Consider the following 25,975-nt stretch of genomic DNA (forward strand, 5'->3'; position numbering starts at 1 on the left):
GAGGGAGCGGCGTGTTTTCCTTGACAAAAAAGAAAGCCGGCATTCATTCGAGGCGTTCGATGACAGGCAACATCGTGGTGTTCGGCTTTGTTGCCCTTCTCGGTCTGTTCTCCGCGCTGCCGTTCATCTTTGCCATTATTACATCGCTTAAGCCGATTGATGAGCTGTTGCAATTTCCGCCGCGCTTTACCGTCATCAGGCCAACGTTGGCCAATTACAGCGATTTGTTTCTGCTGGCATCGAATATGTGGGTACCGTTGTTTCGCTATATTTTCAATACGGCGATTGTGGCCGTGCTCGGCACCTTGTTCCATGTGGTATTCGCTTCCATGGCGGCATACCCGCTTGCCAAGCACCGGTTCCCGGGCAGGAACATGATTTTCTCGATTATTGTGATGGCTCTGATGTTTGTTCCGCAGGTGACCTTCATTCCGCAGTTCGTCCTGCTGTCGAAGCTCAATCTTGTGGATTCCTATGCCGCTCTGGTGCTTCCCTGGATCGGGGCGTCGCTGGGTCTGTTCTTGATGAAGCAGTTTATCGAGCAGATTCCCGATGCGATTCTGGAAGCGGCGAGGATCGACGGGGCAAGCGAGTTTGCATCCTTTTTCCGGATCGTATGGCCCAATACGCTGCCGGCCATTCTGACCGTCGTTATTTTCCAATTCATCAATCTATGGAACTACTCGCCCAAGGAACTGGTTTACAGCGAATCGCTGAAGGTGTTCCGCATGGCCCTTGAGCAGATCGTGGCGGGCGACCCGATTGCCCGAATGGGCGCCGGAGCGGCCGCATCGGTCCTTCTGATGATACCGCCGATACTCGTATTTGTTGCGCTTCAGCGAAAAGTAGTGGAGACGATGACCTTCGCCGGCATCAAGTAACAGGAGGAGCCATGAAAATCAAGAGCATAATTGCCGCGGTTATTCTGCTTCCGCTGCTTTCGATCGGTTCCTCCACGGTCTACGCGGAGGCGCCCTATCAGGCCTATGTGTATAACGAGTGGGATCAATCAAAGGCATCGCCGAACAGCTTCATTCCCGACAGAACATACACAGGACTGGACGCGGGAGTTGATCATTTCAACGAGCCTCAGGACCTGTTTGTCGATCGGGATGACGCAATCTATGTGGCCGACACCGGCAATAACCGGATCGTCAAACTGAATGCCCGCTTCCAGGCGACCGGGATTATCGACAAGCTGGAATGGAACGGCAAGGAAACGGTTTTATCAGGCCCGACCGGGCTTTACAAATCAGAAGATGGAACGATGTACATCGCGGATAAAGGCAATGGGCGCGTGCTGCGGGTCAATGCCGCGGGCCGGGTGGAGTTCGTGCTCGAGAAACCGGAACATCCGCTAATCCCGAAAGACTTCGTGTTCAAGCCGGCCAAGGTCGCGGCGGATGCAGCCGGAAGAATGTATGTATTATCGGAGGGGCAGTTCTTCGGACTGATGCAATTCGATCGGGACGGCTCGTTTCTCGGTTACTTCGGCAGCAATAAAGTGGAGGTTACGCCCACGGTCGTACTTGAAACGTTCTGGAAGAGCGTGCTTTCCAAGGAGCAGCGTGAGGGAATGGTCAAGCTGCTGCCGATCGAATACTCCAATCTGGATACCGGCTTGGACGGTTTCGTCTATACGACGACGATCGTCTCGCAGAACTCCAGACAGGAAATCAAGAAGCTTAATCCGCTCGGCAATAACGTGCTGACGGGCCAGAACGGAGCGAACGATTACGGAGATAAGGAAATTCCGCTGGTCAAGGCGGTGAAGCAGGATACGTCGCTCGTCGACGTTGCGATTGATCGGGACGGCTTTATCGCGGGATTGGATCGAACAAGAGGACGGGTGTTTGAGTACGACCAGGAAGGCAACCCGGTTGCGGTATTCGGGGCGCTGGGCAACCAGGCGGGAACCTTCCTGCAGCCGGCGTCCGTAGCCTACTGGAACGATTCCGTGCTCGTGTTGGATGCGGGCAAGCGCAATATTACCCGCTTTGTCCGGACGGAGTACGGCGAACTGGTGCGGCAGGCGACTGTTCTGTATAACCAGGGGTTATACGAGGAGGCGGCCGCGAAGTGGGAAATCGTCTCCAAACGAAACGTCCACAACAAGCTTGCCTATATCGGTATGGCGAAAGCGCTGGAAAAGCAGGAGAAGTATGACGAAGCGATGCGCTACTACAGATTGGGAAGCGACCGGTCGGGATATTCCGACTCCTATGCGTTCATCCGGATCGATGCGGTTCGAACCGCCTTGCCGCTTGTCATGACGCTCATCATCAGTCTGGTCGTTCTGTACTACGGATATAAAGTGTATCGGTTCATTCGGGTGACAAAAGAAGGGAGGAAAGTGCGTGACGCTTCACAATCCTTTTCGGGGCGGTATTAATCTGATCCAATGCCTGCTTCATCCCTTTAACAGTTTTTACGCGATCAAGGAAGAAGGAAAAGGTTCTCTGGCGCAAGCGGGGCTGATCGTGCTTGTCTTCTTCTTCGCGGCCGTTCTGAAGAGACAGAACACCGGATACGCGTTCAATTATAACGATCTCAGCGAACTGAATGTCTGGCTGATCGCGGCCAAGACGGTGCTCTTGTTCGCACTGTGGGTTGTCGGGAATTGGGCGGTCGCCACATGGATGGACGGGGAGGGAAAAGCGGTCCAGATCATCATCGTCAGCGCCTATGCCATCGTTCCATATGTGACGGCGGTCATTTTATCCACGTTGTTAAGCAATGTGCTGCTGGCGGAGGAGGGCGTGTTTCTGCAATACATGACCGTGGTCGCGACTCTGTGGAGCGGCATGCTGATGCTGATCGGCCTGCAAACGATACACGACTACGGTTTTGTGCGGAATCTTCAGTCTCTGGCACTCACGCTGGCCGCCATGGGGATCATCGTCTTCCTGGGCGTCCTGTTCTACACGTTGTTCCAGCAGGCCTACGTGTTCATCTATACCGTATACAATGAATTGCTTTTTCGCTTATAGCCCCATAGATCTGGAGAAAAGGAGGGACGCATCATGCGAGCACGATGGCTGGTTGCGGTGCTGACCGTTGCATCGCTCGCCATAACCGCTTTGGGCGCGGCGCAGCCCGAAACCGGCAGCGCGGAAGCCGGTACGGAGCAAAAGACAGCCGCCGGCAAGGGCTTGGCGCGCATTTCCGCGGGGGAGAGCGTACGCGCGGCAGAATCCGGGCTGCTGGCGTTGGATTTCAACCCCCGGACCGCGGAGGTTGCCGTGACGGACCTATCGTCCGGCACGGTCTGGTCGAGCAACCCGGTCGACAGGGCAGGGGATGGGATCGCAAAGGGAATCAAGAAGCAGGATCTCAACGCCCAGCTGCTGCTGGACTATGTGGATCCGCTAAACAAGCCTTTTCAGCTTAACAATTTCATCGGCAGTATTCAGGAGAAGGCCTTCACCTGGAAGCGAATCGAGGGCGGGGTCGAGGTGTTGTTCGAATTCCCGAAGGCGGGCTTCGCGATTCCCGTGGAATATCGCATCAAGGATGACGCGTTCACCGCGACGATTGTGGCGAACCGCATCGAGCAGCGCGATAAATTCCGTCTTGTAAATATTTATCTGATGCCGTTCTTCGGGGCCGGCAGTATTCGGGACGAAGGCTACCTGTTCGTGCCGGACGGAAGCGGAGCGCTGATTCGGTTCAACAATAACAAAAGCATCTACCGAAGCTACAACGAGCGGGTGTACGGCGGCGATGAGGCAATCGATAGGTCGGAGCGGAGCGGGGTGACGGAGGCTGTTCGCCTGCCGGTGTTCGGGCTCAAGCGGAATGACCGGGCGTTTCTTGCGGTCATCCATCAGGGCGCCTATCAGGCTGGAATCATCGCGGAGGGCAGCCGAAAAAGCAATCAGTATAATGCCGTTTCGAGCTATCTCAATATGACGGAGTTCGAATCGAACATTCTGATGCCTGGAAGTCTCAATGAAAAAACGGTGGTGCGCGCTTCCCAATCCGTTGCCGGAAACCGGCCTTTCGAGGTGAGATATTATTTTCTGAACGGTGAGAAAGCCGACTATGCGGGTATGGCGGAGCGCTATCGGGAGTATCTGATGGAGGAACAAGGCGTAACGCCCGTTGCAGCAAAGGCTGCTGACCGAATTCCCCTGATGATGGAATTTCTGGGCGGGGTTAAGAAGCGTGATACGTTCCTGGGAATTCCTTATGGAACGGTCGAGGCGTTGACCACCTTCAATGATTTGAGAACGGTTGCTGACCGGCTGATCGAAGCGGGAATGACAAACCTTGGCATCCGTTACCGGGGATGGATGAAGGGCGGCATGAAGGACAAGGTGCCTGCTTCATTGGATGCGGAGAGCAACCTGGGAGGAGACAAGGCATTCCGTTCCCTTATCGAGGATATGAGAGTGAAAGAGGTGGCCTTCTATCCTGAGATCGACCCGGTCAGCCTGTACAAGAACGGAAACGGCTTTATCAGGTTTTTCGACGCGGCCAGGAACATCAGCCGGGCACCGGCATTAAAGTACGAGTTCCTTATCAGCAACGGCACCAAAAACAAACAAGTAAAGCCATGGTATTTACTGAAACCGGAGTCGGTAAAGGAAGCGCTGGAGCAGTTCTCCGCTTCGGCCGAGAAACAAGGGTTGGAGCGGGTGGCCTTGCAAAGCATCGGCTCCATGGTGTATTCCGATTTTCGCCGCAACATGCTGTCCAAGAATGAAACCGGACAGCTGTGGGAGGAAGGACTGGAAACGACGGCATCCAGGATCGAAGGCATATCGTTCGATCAGCCTAACGCCTACACGTTCCCCAGCGCCGAAAACCTGACCGGCGTGCCGCTCTACTCGAGCCGGTTCGATAACCAGGACGAAGCCGTTCCTTTCTACAGTATCGCAGTCAGCGGACTGATCCCTGCCTACGGGGAGCCGATCAATCTGATGGGCGATACCCGTGCGTATATGCTGAAGCTGATCGAGACAGGGACTTTGCCGGCTTATCGTTTTATTGCGCGCGACAGCAGCCTGCTGATCGGAACGGATTTCGACGGCTTGTACAGCGGGGATTTCAACCTGTGGTTCGAGGATGTGGCGGATCAGTACAAGGAGCTGAATGAAGCGCTGGCGCCCGTCTTGGGCAAGGCGATTACGGATCACGAGAAGCTGGGGGAGGGTGTATATCAAACAACCTTCTCGGGCGGGAAATCCGTGTTGGTCAATTACACAGGGGAGACGGCAACGGTGGGTAACGAGCAGATCGGACCGTACGGCTACCGTGTCCGTTAAGGGGTGTTGCAAACAATGATCGGCAAACTTCGTTCGATGCCATACACGAAGAAAAAGCAATTGTACGGATTTATGTTCGTGCTGCCGTGGGTGATCGGGTTTATCCTGTTCTTTGCGGGACCGCTGATCACGTCCTTCAAATACTCGTTTTATAATTTGGAGCTGACGCCTGATGGACTCAAGGGAAGCTTCGTAGGGTGGGAAAACTTCCAATACGCCATTTTCCGAGATCCGCAATTTATAAGGGAAGCCGTCAATTCCTTCGTGAACATGTTCTATAGCGTCCCCCTCATCCTGGTATACAGCCTGTTTGTGGCGGTGCTGCTGAAGAACAAATTCAGAGGCCGAGGGCTGATGCGCGCCGTCTCCTTCTTGCCGGTCATTATCGCCTCGGGCGTATTGATGCAAATCCTGAAGGAGGACGTGTTCTCTCAAGGCATGCGGGGCGGGGTTGAAAGTGTCTATTTGTTCGGCGGAGCCGGTATTAACCGTATGCTGACGGAACTCGGGATTGGACCGCAGTTAATTGAAGTGTTCAACAATGTCATTGCGCGCATCTTCGACCTCACATGGCGATCCGGCGTACAGGTGCTGCTGTTCCTGGCAGGCCTGCATGCGATATCGAGCGACCTGTATGAGGCTTCTGACGTGGAAGGCGCAAGGGCATGGGAGCAATTCTGGAAAATTACGCTGCCCATGCTCACGCCGATCATGCTGCTCAATATCGTCTACACGGTCATCGATACGTTCACGGATTACGGCAACGGTGTCATTCTCATGATTTACAACACGGCCTTCTCGCAAGTCCGGTTCGGATACAGCAGCGCGCTGGCTTGGCTGTATCTTCTGGGCATCGCGTTATTCCTCGGCGCTCTTTACGCGCTGATCAAGAAACGAATCGTCAATCTCCAGGATTAAACGAAAGCGGTGAACCACTTGAATGCGATGATCGCGAATAAATGGAACAAACGCACACGCAAGGCGGCCGTTTCCTTCATCCGCGCCGCTGTGCTGGCCGTCTTGGCGTATCAGCTGCTATATCCGCTGCTCTATATGCTGAGCATGGCGCTTAGGCGTCCGGAGGAAGCGATGGATCCGAGCGTCATCTGGATTCCCAAAAGCTTCACTTTATCGAACTTCACCGACACGCTCCGGGTGATGGATTTCTGGGACGCCTTTGCCAACAGCATGTACATCGGGATCGGCAGCGGGCTGCTTGACGTGTTTTCTTCTGCCTTCGTCGCCTATGGCTTTGCAAGGTTTCGCTTTCCGTTCGCAAAGGTATTGTTCTCACTCGTGCTGCTGACGCTGATGGTACCCGTACAAACGATCATTCTTCCCTTGTACGCAGATATGAAATATTTCGACGCCTTCGGTTTGATCGGAATGTTCTCTGCCATAGCCGGGGGGCCGGATTCCATCAGTCTGGTAGGCAATTACGCCGCCTTTTACCTCCCGTCACTGTTTGCGATGGGGTTGCGATCCGGATTGTATATCTTCATCTTTCGGCAGTTTTTCGCGGGCATGCCCAAAGAGCTGGAGGATGCGGCCTATGTGGACGGCTACGGTCCTTTCAAGACGTTCTTCTTCATTATGCTGCCGAACGCCAAGAACGCGATTATTACCGTCTTTCTCTTCTCGTTCGTCTGGCACTGGAATGAATACTATTTGTCCAACCTGCTGCTCGGCAATCTCAAGAAAAATTTCGCCATTGCGCTGTCTTCCCTCAGGGTGGATCTGGAATCGGTAGTCAATGTGCAAACGATCAGCGACCCGCTGGTTGTCGTCACGCGGATACAGGCAGGCGCGCTTCTGTCGATACTGCCTCTTGTGATTCTGTACCTGGTCACGCAGCGTTATTTCACGGACAGTGTGGAGAATGTCGGCATCAAGTAGCCTTGACAGGCGGATACGAGCGATTTTTTTCAATATGAAGGGAGGCGGTGCCGGCCGGGTGATGAGCGGCAGGTTGGAATCATTGCTTCAAGGTTGAGGGAGTCTTTCAATGCGTCGTTCAGGGAGTTATCCAACTACATTGAGGAGGAACAAGAGACAATGAAAAACAACAAACGATCCGTATTTGCGATTGCACTGGCCGCGTTCATGCTCATGGCATTGCTTGCGGGCTGCGGCGGCAATGGCGGAAACAACGGCAGCAACGCCGGAGCGGGAACGAACGCCGCGGGCAATAACGCTCCGGCGGGGGAAGACAAAGCGGGTGAAACGGCATCGACGGACGAGACGAAGCTCTCTGACGGCAACATCACCATTCTGTATCACACGTCAAAAGAGCAGTATGAAGAGAATAAAAAAGGCAATCCGAACGCCTACGATGCCGTTTGGGAAACGATTCCCCAATTCGAAGCTGCTTACGGAGGCAAAGTTACCGTCATCGCGGTGCCTTGGGGCGACCAAAAGCCTACGCTGATCTCCATGGTCAATGCCGGCGATCAAGTTGACGTTGCGCAGGCAAACGACCAGAACTTCCCGGTGTATCCGCTCAAGAAAATCGTGCAGCCGATCGACCCGTACATCGACCTGTCCGACTCGTTCTGGAACAGCGCCGTCACCAAAACCTTCACCTTCGGCGGGAAGTCGTATGCGGCCGGCACTTCGGCCGCTCCGATCGTCATTTATTATAATAAAACGCTGTTTGCGAACAATGGCGTGAAGACGCCGTCCGAGTACTATGCGGAAGGCAACTGGACATGGGATTCGTTCCGGGAGGTCGCGAAAGAGCTCACCGCGGATACGGACGGCGACGGCAAGAACGACCAGTTCGGCTTCGGCTGGTGGGATGCCGGCTATCCGCTGTATGTCGCTTCGAACGGCAAAACGATTATGTCCTTTAACGACGACGGCACCATCACGACCAATTACGAATCCGAGAACGTGAAGGAAGCGATGCAGTTTGCGCAAGACGCTCTTCTGAAAGACAAATTCATCGATGCGGAGAAAGAAGGCGACTACTTCATCGGTGAATTCAAGAACGGCAAGCTCGCCATGACCGCGGAATACGGAATGGCAGGCTTCAATGTATTCAAGAGCGACTATGAGATTGATTTCGTACCGGTTCCGACCGGCCCGAAAGGCACACCGGACGCAGGTCCGGGCGGATTGTCCGGATGGGCGATTCCGACGGCCTCGAAAAATCCGGAGGGTGCTGCCGCATTCATCAAGATGGTATCCGAGAATGAGATGAAGGCCGCTACCGAGAACAATGTCAAAAACTTCGGCCAAGAGAAGGTTGATCTGATGAACAAGCTGGCGGGCAGCATCCTGTTCACGCCGATCGGCGTCGAGAAGTACTGGGATGCGAACGGGGCTGCTATGACAGGCATCAAGGACGGCACGCCTGTAGGTACATTTGCAACGAACGCCAAGAACCTGCTTGAAGAAGGCATCAAGATTACCTTAACGCAATAACCACAGCGATTCGCCATTCCTGCGGCTCAGAATGGAAGGTCTGGAGCGATCCCGTTGTCGTGAAGGACCTTTCCTTTCAGCATCGGGGGAGAACTTGTCAAGGGGGGAATAAGGATGGTTGCGAAGTCTTATCAGGAACCGTATCGGCTTCAGTATCATTTGTCGGCTCCATCGGGACCGATGAGCGACCCGAACGGCATGGTCTATTTCGAGGGCGAGTATCATCAATGCTACCAATGCACGGGACGATGGGGGCATGCCGTAAGCCGCGATTTGCTGCATTGGGAGCATCTTCCCCTGGCGCTTGTCGGCGATGAGCTGGGCGATATATGGTCCGGAAGCGCGGTGGTGGATTGGCGCGATACGAGCGGCTTGTTTCATGGCCGGGCCGGATTGGTGGCTATTTTCACGCATTTCAAGCAAGGCCTGCAATCGCAAAGCATTGCTTATAGCATTGACAAGGGCCACACATGGATCAAATATGCGGGCAATCCGGTCATCCCGAATCCGGGGTTGAAGGATTTTCGCGATCCCAAGGTGCTCTGGCATCCGGAAACCGGCAGATGGGTCATGGTCGTGTCGGCGGATAAAAGGGTTCGTTTCTACAGCTCGCCCAATTTGATCGACTGGACGTTCGAGAGTGAATTCGGAGAAGGCCACGGTTCGCATGCCGCCGTATGGGAATGCCCGGATTTGTTTCCGCTTGCGGTAGACGGGAATGAGGATGTTGTGAAGTGGGTTCTGCATGTGAGCGTCGGTGACAATGAGGAGACGGACGGTTCGACGGCGCAGTATTTTATCGGCGAATTCGACGGAAGGCAGTTCGTAAACGATCGGCCGGGCGATGAAGTGCGCTGGACCGATTTCGGACAGGATTTCTACGCGGCGGTATCCTATTCGGATATTCCGGAAGAAGACGGCAGACGGATATGGCTTGGCTGGCTGTCGAATTGGAAGTATCCGTTCGGCGCGCCGACCGAGCCGTGGAAAGGGGCCATGTCGATTTCCAGAGCCCTTTCTCTCCGGACGGAGGGAGAGGCGGTCAGGCTGGTGCAGCAGCCGATCGGCGAATTGAAGCGGCTTCGCGGGGAATCTTCGTATCTGCGGGAGCTTCGGGTTGAGGATGGCGTGATCCGGTTGAATTTCACGGGTTCCTCTTATGAGTTGGAGGCGACCGTAGAGTGGGAGAAAATCGACGAGTTCGGCATTCGGTTCAGAACCTCGGATTCGGAAGCGACCGCTGCGGGCTATTGCGCTCGAACGAATGAGCTGTTCCTCGACCGTACGCGCTCCGGCTTCTCGGATATGCGGAACCGTTCGGGCAATCCGGCCCGTTTCGCGAAGCGGTTCAACGCGCCGAGATACCGGTCGGCGAACCGATTGAAACTGCATGCCTTCGTGGATGCCTCCAGCGTCGAGCTCTTTTTCGACGACGGCCTGCAGGTTTTCACCACGCTGATCTATCCCGATTCCGGCAGCGTCGGTTTGGAGCTGTTCGCTGCGGGAGGCAAGGCGGTCTTTACATGCTTGAGCATTCATAACATGAAATCCATTTGGAGGCCTGTTCATAATGACACACCAGGAACAAATCGATCGTGCGAACAAGGCGCTGACCGATCCGGCAACGGCAATCAAGGACGACCGATTTCGGCTGCACTACCACTTGATGCCACCGATCGGTTGGATGAATGATCCCAACGGCTTGATCCAATTCAAAGGCGACTACCATGTGTTCTATCAGCACTACCCGTTCGAACCGAGGCAGGGTCCGATGCACTGGGGCCATGCCAAAAGCGCGGACTTGGTCCATTGGGAGCACCTGCCGGTGGCTCTCGCTCCTTCCGAGCCTTATGAAATGGACGGAAGCGGAAGTGCGGGCGGTTGTTGGTCGGGCAGCGCGGTGGAAGAGAACGGGAAGCTGGCACTGATCTATACGGCTCATGTAGATGGCAATCATCCGGTCGAGGTGCAGTGTCTGGCCGTAAGCCGGGATGGCATCCGTTTCGAGAAGGAAACGGATAACCCGGTCATTGCCGGCCCGCCGCAGAACGAGGTGTTCGGTTTCAGGGATCCGAAAGTGTGGAAACACGGCGACACATGGTACCTGGTGATCGGGTGCGGGAAGGACGGCAAAGGAAAGGCGCTGTTGTATCAATCCGCCGATTTATGCGAGTGGCGCTGCATAGGGGCGGCGGCGGAAAGCGACGGTACAATGGGCGACATGTGGGAATGCCCGGATTTGTTTCCTTTGGGTGACGATGGGCGGCATGTGCTTATTATCTCCCCCATGAACCTGGGCGCCACAAAAACGATGTACGTGTCCGGCACATTTGACTATGAAACGGGAATACTGACGTCCGGTTACAAAGAACGGCTCGACTACGGATACGATTTTTATGCGCCGCAAACGTTGATCGATGACCAGGGCCGACGGATTCTGATTGCCTGGATGAACATCTGGGGCAGCTCGATGCCGGAGCGGGCGGATAATTGGCTGGGAGCGATGACGATTCCGCGTGAGCTGAAGCTGGAACAAGACGGAACCCTCCGGATGCTGCCGGTGTCCGAGTTGTCGAAGCTGCGCGGGACGCATCATTCCGTTGCCGATCGAACGATCGAAGCCGGTGTGGACCTGCGGCTTTCCGCTGTCCGCGGAGATGCGCTTGAAATCGTTGCCGAGTTCGACGTCAACGCATCCGACGCGGAATCGTTCGGCATTCGTCTTCGCGTATCGCCGGACGGGAACCAATATACCGAAATCGGCTACCGTACCGACGAACGCACGCTATTCGTCGACAGAACCAGGTCAGGGATTGGCGACGGGGGAGTCAGTGAGGTTGCCGTAACACCGAAGGAAGACGGGCGGCTGAAACTGCATCTGTTTCTCGACCGCTCTTCAGTCGAAATATTCGCTAACAACGGGGTCAAGACAATGACCAATCGCATTTATCCGGATCCGGACAGTCTCGGGGTGGTCCTGTTCTCATCAGGCGGGAACGCGCTGCTCGACGCCTTCGAGGCATGGGAACTGAAATCGATTTGGTGAACAATGAGAAGGCGAAGGCACAGCATGATGTGCCTTTTCTTTCCGCAAATTATTAAGCGCTTTCATAATGAAGGCGTATAGGAGGCCGGATTGGTATGTTATCGCGTATTTTAGAAAGAAGCTTTCGAAGATTAAAGGGTGCAGTGAGCCTCTTGTTCGTTTTTTCACTGATCACCATCGGCATTCCCGGGCAAGCGAAAGCCGCGGATGTTGCCCCATTCGTCCCGGTATCCGGCACATGGAGCGGAGATCCGGCTTCCGGTATTGCCGGGGACAGCGGAGCCGATACGAATGCATTCAACATGTCCACGACCACGGTGGGCACGAATTTCATCTATGAGGTGGATTTGAAAGTGGACGCCGGGACCCCTTACGGCACGGCGTCACTTGTTTTTCGGTCCAATGTAAACGGTTCCAACGGCTATGTGCTGAGCCTTGATCCCAATATGGATCGTCTGCGGTTATTCAATTACGGAAACGGCGCCGATGTCGGAACGCCCTACAGCACGACTTTGGAGCCGGGGGTCAGCTATCGGGTAAAGGTTCAAGCCGACGGCCCATATATTCGGGCTTACCTGAACGAGAACCTCGCCATTTCGACCAAGGATACCGTGTATGCGGAAGGCGTGATCGGACTCCATAGTTATAACGGCAAATCCTATTTCTCCAATATCGCGGTTTATGAGATGGAGACGAATTTGAGCGGTTGGACTATGTTTAACGGAACTTGGAAGACCGTGTCACAAGGATTAAATGCGGCATCGCCGCCGGAACAGAATGCCATTGCCGTATCCGAGATCGATGCGGTCAATTTCACCTATGAAGCTAATCTGACGATCATGGATCCGTATGCGGTAGGTTCCGTATTGTTTCGCTCCAATGCCGACGGTTCGCAAGCCTATGCGCTGCAGGTCGATCCGAATGCGGATCGGATAAGGCTGTATGACAGCCTGGGCGATCGTACGCTCGGTACGAGCGAGGTTGCGCTTGACACGCAAACGGTCTACCGTGTACGGATCATAGCAAAAGGTTCTGTTATCGAAGTGTTTCTTGCCGACGAACAAACGCCGAGGATAACGGCGAACGATGCAGCTTATTCGGGCGGACGGGCCGGACTGCAGGTATATAACGGCGGCGTTGTTTTTCAGAACGTATTCCTCCGCGAATTGGCTGAATCAGGCACCTTCTACAGTAACTTGGCCGATTGGACAGAGATCGGCGGTGTTTGGAGCGAACAGATCGATGGAATGAAAGGCGTGAGTTCAGGTGGAGAAAACGCATCGTATATCTCTGCGAGCACAGGGGAAGATTTCGTGCTGACCGCAGATTTGAAGGTGGATGCGGGATCGCCGGAAGGCCGTGCGGCCGTGCTTCTTCGTTCGAATTCGGCCGGAACGTCAGGTTATAAGGTCGTGCTGGAGCCTGCGTCCGATCAGGTGCGCTTGCTGAAGGCGGGCGACGGGGGTGAGCTGGGCATCATTAACATGAACGTAGAACCCGGGAAGAAGTATCATTTTGAGATTGCGGCGAAAGGCAATAGTATTCAGGTTATGGTAGACGGCAGCATGGCGCAGACCGTTTCCGTCACCGACGGGGAGGCAATCCAGGGTTTAACGGGGTTAAGCGTGCAGAACGGTACGGCTTTTTTCCAAAATGTGTACATCACCGCATGGGATGACTATTATAGTGAAACGTATCGGCCGAAGTATCATTTTACGCCGGCAAGAGGATATGCAAGCGATCCGAACGGCCTGGTCTATTATGAAGGCGAATATCACCTCTTTTATCAGGACGGCGGCAAATGGGCGCATGCGGTCAGTACGGATATGGTTAACTGGAAACAGTTGCCGATCGCGATTCCTTGGAATGAAATGGGACACGCGTGGTCAGGTTCGGCCGTGGCAGACCTGAATGATGTGTCAGGGTTGTTTAATGGCGAGAGCGGCTTGATCGCCTACTATACCTCGTTCAACCCGGCAAAGTGGAACGGCAATCAGAAGATCGGTGTCGCATTCAGCAAAGACAAGGGCAGAACATGGGAGTTCTATGACGGCAATCCGATTATCCCCAACATCGGCGGTGTCGATGGGGATTGGGATTTTCGCGATCCGAAGGTAGTGTGGGATGAGTCGCGCTCCCAATGGATCATGGTCGTCTCCGGCGGCGATCACATCCGATTCTTCACGTCGCAGGATTTGCTTAATTGGAGCCCTATTGAATCGTTCGGATACGGGGATTACTTGCACAACGCGGGCGTATGGGAGACTCCGGATTTCTTCCAGCTGCCTGTAGACGGCGATCCGAACCGGAAGAAATGGGTGCTTATGATCAGTACGGGGGCCAGGCCCGAAACGAACGGTTCCGATTCGGAATATTTCGTCGGTGAATTTGACGGCACAAGATTCATAAGCGATAATCCGGCCCCTATGGTACTCCGGAATGAAAAGGGAAGAGACATGTACGCGGCGACGACTTTTGCGGGTATGGAGGAAGACGGGCGACGGATCGAAATCGGTTGGATGTCCAATTGGAATTACCCGTTCAGCTTTCCTACGTACCCGTGGAAAGGGCAAATGTCCATTCCGAGAGAGTTGAAGCTGACGGACATTCCGGGCGAAGGGATCCGTCTTGTGCAGGAGCCCGTCACGGAGCTGAATGCGCTGCGCGGCCCGGCTGACTCCTGGAGCGATGTTGCGGTAACGCCTGACGGCACGAATCTATTAAAGGACATATTTGGTACGGCTTTCGAGATCGAAGCGGTGATCGAACTGCCGGAAACCGATCGCGCCACGGCATTCGGTTTTAAATTGCGCGCATTGGGCGACCAGCAGACGATTGTCGGGTATCGGGCTGACGAATCCAAGCTGTTTGTCGACCGTTCCGCGTCAGGGCGTATCGATTACACGGAAAACCTGATGCTGTACCAAGAGGCGAAATTGCAGCCTGAAGATAACCGGATCAAGCTGCGCATTTACGTGGACGAATCGTCCGTGGAGGTGTTCGGGAACGACGGCAAGGCTGTTTTCTCGAACATTATTCTTCCGGATTCCGCGCGTGACGGGATGAGCTTCTATTCCGAAGGCGGAAATGTGCGAGTCGTCTCGCTTAATGTGTATCCGCTCAAGAGTGTATGGAAGAATGAAACCTTCGAGGGCTCAACACCGGCTAAAGTCGTTATGGACCGCAGGGAACTTGAATTGGCGGCAGGGCAGACTCAAACCTTATACACGGCTGTTCTTCCAACCTCAGCGATGAACAAAAAATTGAACTGGAGCTCCAGCAACCCCGCGGTGGCTTCCGTTGTACGGCGCGATATGCGCAGCGCCGATATAACGGGTGCAGGCGTTGGAACAGCTGTGATCACAGCTGTTACAGAGGCAGGAGGGATTGCAGGCTCCGTAACCGTCGAGGTTGGGGAATTCAAGACGAATCTGTCCGGTTTCTCATCGTTCCCTCGTGCGCAATGGGTGACGACGAGCGACGGGATTGCAGGCGCCTTCGATAAGGACGCCAATTACATGTCCGATACCCGTGCGTCCAACTTTACTTACGAAGCGGATCTTAAGCTGGATGAAAAAGGCGGCGCCGGATCTTTAATCTTCCGGGCGAGCCCGGATGGCTTGAATGGCTATTATTTCAACGTCGATCCCAATTTGAAATTGCTTCGTTTGTTTTATAAAGACAACGGCTATTTTCAGGACAACCAGGTATTGGCCGCCGTTCCGACGAATGTGAAGGCCGGTCAAACGTATCATGCCAAAATCGTGGCGAACGGCACAAATATCAAGGTCTATTTCGACGGAAGCTCCGAACCGGTCATGGATGTCAACGACATCAGCTATTCCAGCGGGTATTTCGGGTTGAATGTGTTTGGAGGCAGGGCTTATTATCAGAACGTATATGCTGATGTTCCCGCATCGGAGGTTATATCGCAATACAGCATTGTGAGCGCTGGCGGACAAGTGTTGGCCGCTTCAGGCAAAATGAACGGTTCTCAAGTCAGAGTTGTTGATGACCTCGGAGCGGTGGAGCAACGGTGGTTCCTCGTTGCAAACGAGGACGGCTCTTACTCGGTGATTGGGGCCGGCAGCAATAAGGCGCTTGACGCATCGGGAAGTTCCGATGGGTCGGCCGTACAGATCTGGCGTAACTTCGGATTCGGCAATCAACGCTGGTACCTGGAGCCGGTTGACGACGGTACCGTTTCGCTGAAAGCCGTTAACAGCGGCAAAGCGTTGGAGGCGGTTGAGGGTGCGGCGGCAGTGATCAGAGAGTTTGATGGTTCCGCATTGCAACGATGGCGAATCATCAAGGAGACCGAGGTTCCTGTAGAGTCGATTGAAATATTCGGAGAAGGCGGGGAGACCGCGGTCACAGCGGGAAAGACCTTGCAGATGAAGGCATCCGTACAGCCGGAGACAGCGACCGATCCCTCCGTAACGTGGACTGTCGTGAACGTGGACGGTACTCCGACCGAACTTGCCGGCATTGGTCCCGAGGGCCTGCTGCGTGCTTATCAGGCGGGAACCGTGAAAGTGATGGCTGAGGGAAATGACGGATCCGGCATTGCAGAATCGACACAGATTCGGATCGTTCCTCCTCCGGTTGTGGAGCGTGGCGTCATTACGGTAGCGGCTATTCCCAAAGGAAATACCGCAATCGCGTGGATTGACGGAGCTATAATTGCGGAGGCGCTTTCAATCGTGAAGGACGGTAAGTTAGAGGTCAAGGTTACGGGAGCCGCAGAAGCAGAGGAGGTGAGGGTGCTGGTATCTGTTCCGTCTCTACAAGATAAGCCAGCCGGCGAAATAAAGTCAGTTAGGATAGAGACCGGTTTAGCGAATGCCTCTATTCCGATTGAGGATTTCAAGAACCAGGCGAAGGACGGCGGTCAGTGGATATTGACTGTCAAAAGAACGGACACAAACGAATATCCCGACGAGATTCGGAAGAAAATCGGCGAACGACCGGCTGTCATGATAAATTGGGCTTACAGCGAGAACGCCTTGCCTGAACGATCAACAAGACGTACACCTGTTGATATTGTCATTCCCGTTGGCCGTATAGAAGTTGAGCGATTGATTGTCTATCAATTGGATCAACAAGGAAAACTTATTGTCATTAATGGAGCCAAGTATAACCGGGGAGAAGGCGCCGTGACGTTCAAAGCCGGCGACTACGGTGTTTTTGCCTGGTCAGCTAAGGGGGCAGATTGAAACAACTTAGGCGTTCGGTATGAGGCAACGGCAGCGTTGGAGTTGGCGGCCGGCGACCTGCATGCCGACCGCCGGTTCGGCGAGCAATGGCCGGAAGTCACCGGGCAAGAGATCACGCTAGGGCTCGCCGCCAAAAACCTGCAGACGCATGAGTCTGCAGGTTTTCATGCTTATGCAACGGTTAGCGGGAGGCTCAGCGTGAAGATGCTGCCGCGGCCCGGTTCGCTGCTGACTTCGATGGTTCCGCCATGCGCTTCCGCGATCGCCTTGGAGATGGAGAGTCCCAAGCCGGCGCCGCCATGTTTGCGTGTACGGGATGCATCGCTTCTATAGAAGCGGTCGAACAGGTGGGGCACGTGCAGTTCTGCGATGCCCGGACCGTTATCCGTTACCGCTATGCAGCCCGAGCTCCCCTCCGACCGGAGCGTCACCGCAATGAATCCCCGCTCCGGGTCCGTGTGCTGCACAGCGTTGTGAAACAGGTTTAACACAACCTGTTTAATCTTATCGGGATCGTACATCCCTGCAAGTCCGGCCTTCAGGTCGAACCGGAGCGTTCGGTTTCCGGCCAGCATGCGAAGATGCGGCTCCATCTCGGAGATGACTTCATCCAGCCGTGTCTCTCGCGGCATGAGCCCGGGAGCGCGGTCGAGCTTGGCCAGCGTAAGCAGATCCTCCACCAATTTTTTAATGCGGGTGGATTCGCCGTGCATGCTGTTGAGCGCCGCATACAGCTGTTCCCGCTTGTCTGCGGCCCCGCGAAGCAGCACCTCGATAAATCCATGAATCGAGGTGAGCGGCGTGCGCAGCTCGTGGGAAGCGTCGGCGATAAACCGACTCATCTGTTCTTTGGCTTCGCGCTCAGCCTCGAATGACGCCGCCAATCTGCCCAGCATGCCGTTGAACGATTCCGCCAGCCGGTCGATCTCTTCCTGCCCTTGCCGGGCAGGAAACCGTTCGTCCAGATTGCCCGCGTCGGTCCGTTCCACCGTTGCGACCATCTGCTGCAACGGCTTCAGCGTGCGCCGCAGCACCGGCAAATACAAGGCCAGGCCGCCGGTCAGCGCCCCCAGCGAAAGCACGGCAAATATGACCAATTGCTGAAGCACCACGGCTTTGAGCGGAGCGGTAGGCTTGCCGATCTGAATGATCCCGTTCAGGCTGCCCGGGCCCCCGACGGGACGAAAAACAAGCAGCTGCTCGGTGCCTTCGGCGTCGCGAACGACACGGTACGGTTGCGAAGGGTTAGAAGAACGCCTAGTTGTCAGCACATTCGTATAGTCCGATTCCGACAGCTGTGGCGATATGGCGCCGTTGTTCGCTCCGGTAATATCGATGAAGCCGGCGTCTGTGCCGATAAACGCAAACGAAGTGTTCTCCAGAAAAAATACCGGGCCCCGCGGCTTCTCCGCTCCGTCGTTGGCGCCGCCGGGATTGTCATGCTGGATTCCGAAACCGAATCGCTCCATGATATCCTTCAGAGGCCCTCTGGCCGCTGCGGACATCGATTCCGCTTCATTCCGGTATAGAAAATCTTTCATAAGTACGTATTGCAGCACCCCGATCAGCATTAACAAAGCGGCCAGAATGAGGAGCGACCGCGCCAACAGCTGAAAGCGGAGCGAACGGCGGTTCAACCAGTGGGCAAAAGGGCGCCGCCCGCCGTTCATGGCAGATCGACCCTGTACCCGGCACCGCGCAGCGTGCGGATCAGCCGGTGTTCCTTGTCGTTCAGCTTCTCCCTTAGCGATCGGACATAGACCTCGACGATATTTTCCTCGCCCCCGAAATCATAGCCCCAAACCGCATCGAGTATCTTGGATTTGCTGAGGACGATCCCGTGATTGATGACCAAATACTTGAGCAAATCGTATTCCGTTGGCGAGAGCTCCAGCACCCTGTCCATGAAGACGATTTCTCTGCGGCGGTCGTCCAGCCGGAACGGCCCGAGCGCCACTTCGCCGAACAGGGAAGGGAACTGGTTCCGAAGTCTGGCCTCGATGCGTGCGAGCAATTCGTCAAAGCTGAACGGCTTGACCAAGTAGTCGTCCGCCCCCAGCTTGAGTCCTTTAACCCGATCCTCAACTTCATCTTTAGCGGTAAGCATGATCACGGCCATGTCCGCGCCTTTTTTTTTCAGGAGCCGGCACGTCTCGAATCCGTCCATGCCCGGTATCATGACATCCAATACGACAACGTGCGGCTGGAACTCCCCGGCGCGATTGACGGCGGTCATGCCGTCCGGTGCGGTTGCGATCCGGTAACCCTCCTCGACAAGTCCCATCTCCAAAAACTGCAGAATATGCGGCTCGTCGTCGACGAGCAAGATCCGTACATTTTTGTCGTTATTCATCGTAGTGCCTCCAAAGGTCGTCGCATGAATGAATTATACTTTGCCAAGCTGAACGTTCGCTGAATGCTCACTGAGCCGCGACTGAAACAAGCGTTCCTCTCCTTAATCAGTAGTGTAACAGAATCCTGGCGGCCGAGGAACGGTCAGAAAACCTTAAGCCGGGATTCAGCGGAAATTCAGCCGGCCCGGATATGATGCAGTTGTACAACAAAATCAACCGTTTCAGGAGGAAAGCAAAATGAAAAAAAGTTTAGTGGCGGCAAGCGTGGTGGCTATTGCTGTAGCGGCAGGCAGCGGCACATGGCTGACAGGGAACGTCAATGCGGCGGAAGCGGTCCAGAAGATCGCGGGGCACTTTGGAGGAAAAGGCGGTCCGGGACATAGTCAATTCGAAGCGGCGGCGCTCAACAACGCGGATATGGCAAAGCTGCTGGGCCTTACGGCCAACGAGCTCGCCGCGCAGCTCAAGTCCGGCAAGTCGCTTGCGTCGATCGCCGGCGAACAAAAGGTCAGCGTCGATGACGTTACCGCACAAGTTGCAAAAGCGCTGACTGCAGGGCTGGACAAGCGGCTGGCGGACGGTGCGATCACTCGGGCGCAGTATGATGAGGAGAAGGCCGAGCTCGCCACGAAGGCTGCGGAAATCGTGAGCGGCACGTTTAAGGGCAAAGGAGATCGCCGCAGCGGCGGCGACCATGGCTCCCGCGGCGGACACGGCGTTGACGGCGATGACCGCGGGGAAGAAGAAGAAGAAGTCGGCGATGCCGGTTCCTCGACATCCGCGTAATGTGAACAGCAATAGGAGGGTCGCTCCGAGGGGCGACCCTCCTATTGCTGTTCAGATCACGATGCGGACGACACAAATTGATCAATTTTCAAACACATTTTTTGATATATTACGAAACGGGCTTTATAATGGTTTGTACGGGACGGACATCACGTCTCAAGCAACAATTTTTCAGATTCGCTTTTTTACATTCGCAAAAAGGGGCGTCACGAATGACAACCATGTATCTGCTCATTGTCACCATTGTGTTATTTGCATTGTTTCTCGCGTTGGAGCTGGCCGCCAAAAATAAAGTGAAGCGGCTCTTGCATGCAAGAACACAAGACGACCGGTCAAAACGGGTGGAATGGAGCCGACGTTCCAACCGATTGAGGCTGGCCTGGATCGCATCGCTGGCCGGCGTGCTTGTAAGCGGTGCTGTGACCTTTGCGGGCGGCGGTCCAAAGGAATACAGCTTATCGGATATTCACGGATTGGGCTATTCACCGGACGGACAGCGATTGTACATCCCTGCCCATAACGGTATCAAGGTTTATTCACAGGGGGCCTGGTCCGAGGGGCCGGGAGAAAAACATGATTATATGGGCTTTTCCGCGGTCGACGACGGGTATTACAGCAGCGGCCACCCGGCTCCCGGCTCGAATGCGAAGAACCCTTTCGGCTTGGTGAAAAGTACGGACGAAGGAAAAAGTTTCGAGCCGCTCTCATCGTATGGAGAAATCGATTTTCATCTCATGAGCGCCAGCTACCGGAAGCACACCGTTTACGCGTTGGATCCGATGCCTATGTCCGGCTCAAAAACCGCATTCGATTCCGGCGGGCTGTACTATACCCTGGACGAAGGGAAAACATGGACGAAAAGCGGCGCGGCGGGAGTTGCCGGGCAGCCGATTGCGCTTGCCGTACATCCTTCCGACGACGCGATTGTCGCTATAGGGTCTTCGGAAGGATTGTATCTCTCCAAAGATTATGGGCAAACCTTTGAAGCAATGCTGCCCGGAAGCCAGGTGACTTCTCTGTTCTTTACCGAACAGGGAGATTTGTTCGCGGGAGCATACAAGTCGGGGGCCGTGCTGGTTCGAGTGGACGTGAACACCAAGACGACGACGGAGCTCGTGATTCCCGCGCTCACAGAGGATTCTATCGCCTATTTCGCGCAAAACCCGGCAAACGAAAAGGAATATGCCTTCGCAACCTTTAATCGCGATATGTATTTATCGAACGATCAAGGAAAGAGTTGGACCCGGATTGCAAGCCAGGGCCGGACGATTTCGCTGCAGCAAAAAGAATAGTTCACTGACGACAGCATGACGCCGCCCGACCATTGGGCGGCTTTTTTCTTATGCGCGCGGTTCGCTTGTCGAATCGACATTGCCTCAAAGTGGATTTGTAATGAGCAATATTAGAGGAAAATAGAGGATCAACCCGTTCTAATCCAAATGTACTTGTGATAAAGTTAGGATGACCCGATGAAGCAACGCTCGCGGACTTTCAGCGGAATCAGAGTACATAGGAGGCGCAGGTTGGACAACATTATCCGTTCCTACACAGAAGATGTGGAATCCGTTTACCATACATGGTTCTTGAATGACGACAGCAGACTGAAAGGGTTTCGGACGATAAGAAAAAGTCTGCTGAACGTTATTCGAGAGATTGAAGCCGGTGAATTCGGCAATGACTTCAAAGGCTCCAGTCTGGAGACGGTCATTACCGCCATTTCGGAGCAAAAGCAGCTGTTCGAGGGAGCCGCGCATGCTTTCTTTTGGAAGCCGAAATTGCGCATACCCGATATCTATGAGAATGACGTGAACAAGAGGGCGTTCGGAAGATTTTTGAGCGCATGCCTGGACACGGCGAGTGAAGCTCAGGTTTTGGCGGAAATTCACAAGCTTGACGGACTCGGCATTAAGGGGCTGGGTCCCGCCGTCGCCAATATGCTGTATTTTCTGCATCCCACTCTGTTTCCGCCTTTCAACACGGCCATTGTTAACGGGTTTAATGTGCTGTTCAATCGAAAAATGAAGCTGGGCTCCTGGCAGGCTTATCTGGAAATGCGGGACGTCGTTATGGAACAAAACAAGCTTTACCGCGATGCGCTTTCCAAGGATCTTGGCGCTATTGCGGGGCTGTTGTACGAGATCGGGTCAAATCGTATGGTCATTGCGGAGAATGCCGTACAAGTGCTGGAGAGCGACCGCGAGAAGCAAACAAAGGCCAATTCCAAAAGACACAAAGAAGTGATGCAGGATGAGCTGGAAGAGAATACGCATACGGAAATGCAATACTATCTGGCTAAATTGGGGAGGTCGTTGGGTTACCGGGTGTGGATCGCCCGAAATGATCACAATCGGGAGTGGAACGGCGAGCGGCTGCGGGAGTATTCGCTCAAAGAGCTGGATTTGCCCTATCTGACAAAACCTGTATATGAAACCGTGTCGCTGATCGATGTCCTTTGGTTAGATCAGAACAATACCATCGTAAGCGGTTTTGAAGTCGAGAAGAGCACTTCCATTTACTCCGGAATATTGCGCTTGAATGATCTATCCATATCCGTGCAAGGAAATCACCACTTTTATCTCGTTGCGCCGGAAAGCAGAGAGAGGGAAATCAAGGCCCAGCTTCTGCGTCCTTCATTCAGGAATCTGGATACCTTGTCGATCTCGTACATCTTGTTTAAAGATTTGCGCTGCGACTGCGATGCGATGTGCAAATTCGGACTCGATGTTTCCGTGCTGCATAAAATATGCAAGGCCGTATAACGGCTCATTTGTTGGCTGTTTTAACGACACTAATTGTTTTGGAGGCTACGGGATGAAAATCGACGCGATGACGTTCAGGAACGATCCGATGCTTAAGCTATTGCTTATCTCAGGTACGATATTGCTGTACCTGGGTGTCGCAGCCGCCTATTTCGATGAATGGTGGCATGCGGATCAGAGGGTGGAGACATTTTTTACGCTTCCGCACGCCGTCCTGTATGCGAGCATTTTTCTTAACGGCATGTTAGTGCTTTCTTACGTTTTGCTGCAATGCAACAAGATTGGTCGGTTCGCGCCGGCGCGAATTCCGGGGAGCAGCGGCTTAGCGTTGGCTGGAACCGGCTCGCTGTTTCAGTTGTGCGCGGGATTGTTCGATATGGTCTATCATGATTTAGTCGGCTTCGACGTCAGCATATGGAGTCCTCCCCACTTGCTCGCGATTTTCGGAGGCGTTCTATCTGCCGTAGGTTTTGCCGGCTTATGGCAAAAAGTTTCTATTATTGGGTATATCTTTGCATCGGCGGCTGCGGTCAATTTCGGACAATTCGCATTATCGGAATTTTTTGTGGATGGCGCTCAATTCCAGAGCCGGTTCAGCACAGTGCCCGCTTATTATCCGATCCTGATCGGGTTAATTATGGGGTTCGTTCTGACGGCATCGTGGATTCAATTGGGAAAATCGTGGGCTACGCCTATCCTGTTCCTTTCTTTCGTTACGCATGTATTGGTATGGGCGGCATGGTCACCGACCAAGCTATCCATTGAATTTTCGTTTCCCGCTGCCATCTTTGCTGCCGGGGCGATCGCCGACTTATGGGTAAGGCAAAAAAGAATAAGAAACGATTTTATGATCGGACTTTTGTTCACCGCACTGGCAAGTTCAATTATCGTATGGATTGCGGAAGCCTCTTCTTTTACTTTGGCTCAATTTCTTTTTGCTGCTGCCGGCTCGGTGGCAGCGGCGGCAGCCGGATACTTTCTGGCTTCAAAGTTGAAGGAAGGTGAACAATATGCGTAATAAAATCGTCGGTTTATCCGGATTGTTGTTTGTTCTGTTGTCTCAGAGTGCGCTGGCCCATGGTTCGGATTCGAATGCCGCTCCCGACATGCACCCTTTGCTTGTAGCCCTTGAGTTTGCCGTAATCGCGCTATTGGGCTACAAATTAGCAAAATGGTTATCCGGGATAGGCAGATAGCTTCATAACCATAGCTGGCAAAGGAGATGGGCCATTTGAGAAAACAATTGCTGTTGTTAATTGCGGTCGGGGTGCTGGTTGTGGCGGCCATTCTCCAGCCTAACAGCATCAATAAAGAAAAGACGGCGAGGATCGGCTTTCAAGCGCCGGAGTTTGAGCTCAAAGCATTGGACGGAGGGTCCTATTCGCTGGCTTCGCTGAACGGCAAACCGGTCCTTATCAATTTCTGGGCTTCCTGGTGCAATCCATGCCGACTAGAGGCGCCGGAATTGGTGCGCCTTTATGCGAAGTATAAAGGTCAAATAGAAGTTTATGCCGTAAATTTAACGTCCGACGATACGGTGAAAGGGGCCGCCGCCTTTGCCGAAGAGTTCGGATTCACTTTTCCCGTCTTGCTGGATGAGAAGGGAACCGCGTCGAAAAGCTACAAAATCAAATCGATACCGACGACTTATTTCGTAGACGGAAACGGACAGATACTGGACGTTGTGACAGGCCTCGCATCTCCCGACACCTTGGAAAAGCTGATCATTCGCGCGATCGAAGCGTCAAGGGAGGCCGTCTGATGGTAGATGTCCTGTCGCTTGGGCCGTTGCTGATTCGATTAAGTTGGTTGTATTTGGGAATATCTGCTTTGGCCGCGTTTTGGGTGATGAAGGCCGTGCTGAAACGGAAATCTCCTGAAGATTTACAAATCGTAGACGTTCTGTCGAACGGCTTGATTTGGGGTATATTGATCTGGAAAGTCAGCCCGGCCTTTACGGACCCGTCTTTATTGGCAAACCCTTTTACGTTGATTGTTTATCCCGGCACCGCATTGGGTGTCAGATTAGGCATGCTCGCGGCACTTTTGTACACGGTGTACTCCGTTTGGAAAAGAAGTATCGATTGGAAAATAACACTGGATACTTTAACCATAGGCTGGATTGCCGCATCGATCGTGTTTTTGCTGTCCCATTGGCAGTACGGAACGGCGACGGCGCTGCCGTGGGGGATTTCCATTTCGGATCCGGCATTCCGTTACCATCCGGTCAACGTCTATAAGCTTATACTGCTCGCCGCGCTTGCTTGGAGTCTGAGAAGGCTTGTTGTAGGACAAGGCAAGGTGGCGCAACACGGGCTTGTCGGTTATGGGGTCGTCAGCCTGTTCGTCTCCTTATTCGAACCGAAAGCGGCGGTTTTATTGGAGCTGTCGAAGGCTCAGCTCATCGCGGTCATAACCGTCATCGCGGGTTTTGCCGTCGGGATCGCGATGCGATATTTGAATTCGCCGAAGCGACAATCTCTTTAACTGGAATTGACTTACCCATCGCCCCATTATTTTTGAACCGGCAAGACCGTGTAAAGGATCCACTTTCCATCAACGCTGGCCGCAATGCTTGTCGTATTTTTAACTTCATGAAGCACGGTGCCTTTCGGCAAGAACGTAGCGTCGCCGTCTTGCATTTGATACGAGGGGTCCTTGCCGCTTCCGACAATTTGGAACTTTACCTCGCCGATCTTGGCCCCGATATCATCGCTGTCGACCTCTTCAAGCGATTTCCGGTAAGTGACGCCTCCCCACATAATCGCATCCAAATAAGAACCTGTGCTGATTGTGCTTTGGACGGGGCCGGGTTGGTTTCTTTGCTCAATGATGACCGAATTCGTTTTCCCGTCCCACTTCACGTCTGCATCCAGCGCCTCGGCTACGGACCGGATTGGAACCATTACACGACCCTTATCATCATAAGGAGCAACATCGGAACGGATTTCTTTGCCGTTGATGAAAAGCTTGATCGGCTTATCCGCCAAGGCCATATTAACGGACGATAGCACCAATAGACTGAGACCGGCGGCTGCAAGCCATTTCTTCTTCATGTTAAACAACCTCCCACTATAAAGTAATGTTTTCTCCTGTTTTCTCGCTCATTCTCAGTATT

General features: G+C 53.9%; 19 protein-coding genes. 16 read left to right on the forward strand and 3 right to left on the reverse strand.

Annotation, left to right across the window (positions count from 1 at the left end):
- The first annotated feature begins 11 nt into the window (after window positions 1-11).
- From RWM61_RS12890 to RWM61_RS12935, 10 genes are all read left to right on the forward strand, one after another.
- Window positions 12-881: a carbohydrate ABC transporter permease gene (locus RWM61_RS12890; protein WP_314001361.1), complete on the forward strand. Its 870-nt coding sequence runs from the start codon at window positions 12-14 to the stop codon at window positions 879-881.
- An 11-nt stretch (window positions 882-892) separates the two neighbouring features.
- Window positions 893-2,392: a hypothetical protein gene (locus tag RWM61_RS12895; protein ID WP_314001363.1), complete on the forward strand. Its 1,500-nt coding sequence runs from the start codon at window positions 893-895 to the stop codon at window positions 2,390-2,392.
- A complete protein-coding gene (locus tag RWM61_RS12900) occupies window positions 2,358-2,990 on the forward strand; it encodes a YIP1 family protein (protein WP_314001365.1) in 633 nt (210 codons plus the stop codon). The genes RWM61_RS12895 and RWM61_RS12900 overlap by 35 nt, the downstream gene beginning before the upstream one ends.
- A 33-nt stretch (window positions 2,991-3,023) precedes the next feature.
- Complete coding sequence (locus RWM61_RS12905) at window positions 3,024-5,270, forward strand: DUF5696 domain-containing protein (RefSeq protein WP_314001367.1); 2,247 nt, start codon at window positions 3,024-3,026, stop codon at window positions 5,268-5,270.
- 15 nt (window positions 5,271-5,285) lie between these two features.
- Complete coding sequence (locus RWM61_RS12910) at window positions 5,286-6,188, forward strand: sugar ABC transporter permease (RefSeq protein WP_314001369.1); 903 nt, start codon at window positions 5,286-5,288, stop codon at window positions 6,186-6,188.
- Window positions 6,189-6,197: 9 nt separating this feature from the next.
- Entirely contained in the window at window positions 6,198-7,166 is a 969-nt protein-coding gene (locus RWM61_RS12915; protein ID WP_314001371.1) for a carbohydrate ABC transporter permease, read from the forward strand.
- Window positions 7,167-7,325: 159 nt separating this feature from the next.
- Complete coding sequence (locus RWM61_RS12920) at window positions 7,326-8,696, forward strand: extracellular solute-binding protein (RefSeq protein ID WP_314001373.1); 1,371 nt, start codon at window positions 7,326-7,328, stop codon at window positions 8,694-8,696.
- 114 nt (window positions 8,697-8,810) lie between these two features.
- On the forward strand, window positions 8,811-10,388 hold the full coding sequence (locus RWM61_RS12925; protein ID WP_314001375.1) for a glycoside hydrolase family 32 protein: 1,578 nt from the start codon (window positions 8,811-8,813) through the stop codon (window positions 10,386-10,388).
- Entirely contained in the window at window positions 10,327-11,742 is a 1,416-nt protein-coding gene (locus tag RWM61_RS12930) for a glycoside hydrolase family 32 protein (RefSeq protein ID WP_314001397.1), read from the forward strand. Before RWM61_RS12925 ends, RWM61_RS12930 begins: the two co-directional genes overlap by 62 nt.
- Window positions 11,743-11,894: 152 nt before the next feature.
- Window positions 11,895-16,958 (forward strand): GH32 C-terminal domain-containing protein, encoded by a 5,064-nt coding sequence (locus RWM61_RS12935; RefSeq protein WP_314001377.1) that lies wholly within the window; start codon window positions 11,895-11,897, stop codon window positions 16,956-16,958.
- 170 nt (window positions 16,959-17,128) lie between these two features.
- On the opposite strand, the gene RWM61_RS12940 is transcribed toward RWM61_RS12935, so the two are convergent.
- Window positions 17,129-18,628: a HAMP domain-containing sensor histidine kinase gene (locus RWM61_RS12940; RefSeq protein WP_314001379.1), complete on the reverse strand. Its 1,500-nt coding sequence runs from the start codon at window positions 18,626-18,628 to the stop codon at window positions 17,129-17,131.
- Window positions 18,625-19,311, reverse strand: coding sequence for a response regulator transcription factor (locus RWM61_RS12945; protein ID WP_314001381.1), 687 nt, complete (start codon window positions 19,309-19,311; stop codon window positions 18,625-18,627). Before RWM61_RS12945 ends, RWM61_RS12940 begins: the two co-directional genes overlap by 4 nt.
- 238 nt (window positions 19,312-19,549) lie before the next feature.
- On the opposite strand from RWM61_RS12945, the gene RWM61_RS12950 reads away from it, so the two are divergent.
- The 6 genes from RWM61_RS12950 to RWM61_RS12975 all read left to right on the forward strand — a co-directional run bounded on the left by RWM61_RS12950 (window position 19,550) and on the right by RWM61_RS12975 (window position 25,344).
- Window positions 19,550-20,098 (forward strand): hypothetical protein, encoded by a 549-nt coding sequence (locus tag RWM61_RS12950; RefSeq protein ID WP_314001383.1) that lies wholly within the window; start codon window positions 19,550-19,552, stop codon window positions 20,096-20,098.
- Window positions 20,099-20,310: 212 nt separating this feature from the next.
- Window positions 20,311-21,390 (forward strand): F510_1955 family glycosylhydrolase, encoded by a 1,080-nt coding sequence (locus RWM61_RS12955; protein ID WP_314001385.1) that lies wholly within the window; start codon window positions 20,311-20,313, stop codon window positions 21,388-21,390.
- Between the two features lie 231 nt (window positions 21,391-21,621).
- Window positions 21,622-22,857, forward strand: coding sequence for a hypothetical protein (locus RWM61_RS12960; protein WP_314001387.1), 1,236 nt, complete (start codon window positions 21,622-21,624; stop codon window positions 22,855-22,857).
- Between the two features lie 52 nt (window positions 22,858-22,909).
- A complete protein-coding gene (locus RWM61_RS12965; protein ID WP_314001389.1) occupies window positions 22,910-23,875 on the forward strand; it encodes a hypothetical protein in 966 nt (321 codons plus the stop codon).
- A gap of 204 nt (window positions 23,876-24,079) precedes the next feature.
- Complete coding sequence (locus tag RWM61_RS12970; RefSeq protein WP_314001391.1) at window positions 24,080-24,619, forward strand: TlpA disulfide reductase family protein; 540 nt, start codon at window positions 24,080-24,082, stop codon at window positions 24,617-24,619.
- Window positions 24,619-25,344 (forward strand): prolipoprotein diacylglyceryl transferase family protein, encoded by a 726-nt coding sequence (locus tag RWM61_RS12975; protein ID WP_399538571.1) that lies wholly within the window; start codon window positions 24,619-24,621, stop codon window positions 25,342-25,344. The genes RWM61_RS12970 and RWM61_RS12975 overlap by 1 nt, the downstream gene beginning before the upstream one ends.
- Window positions 25,345-25,370: 26 nt before the next feature.
- On the opposite strand, the gene RWM61_RS12980 is transcribed toward RWM61_RS12975, so the two are convergent.
- Window positions 25,371-25,913 carry a copper amine oxidase N-terminal domain-containing protein gene (locus tag RWM61_RS12980; RefSeq protein WP_314001395.1) on the reverse strand — a complete coding sequence of 181 codons (543 nt, stop codon included), beginning with the start codon at window positions 25,911-25,913 and terminating at the stop codon, window positions 25,371-25,373.
- Window positions 25,914-25,975: the final 62 nt, after the last annotated feature.

It is taken from the genome of uncultured Paenibacillus sp., assembly GCF_963515335.1.
Classification (GTDB): Bacteria; Bacillota; Bacilli; order Paenibacillales; family Paenibacillaceae; genus Paenibacillus_I.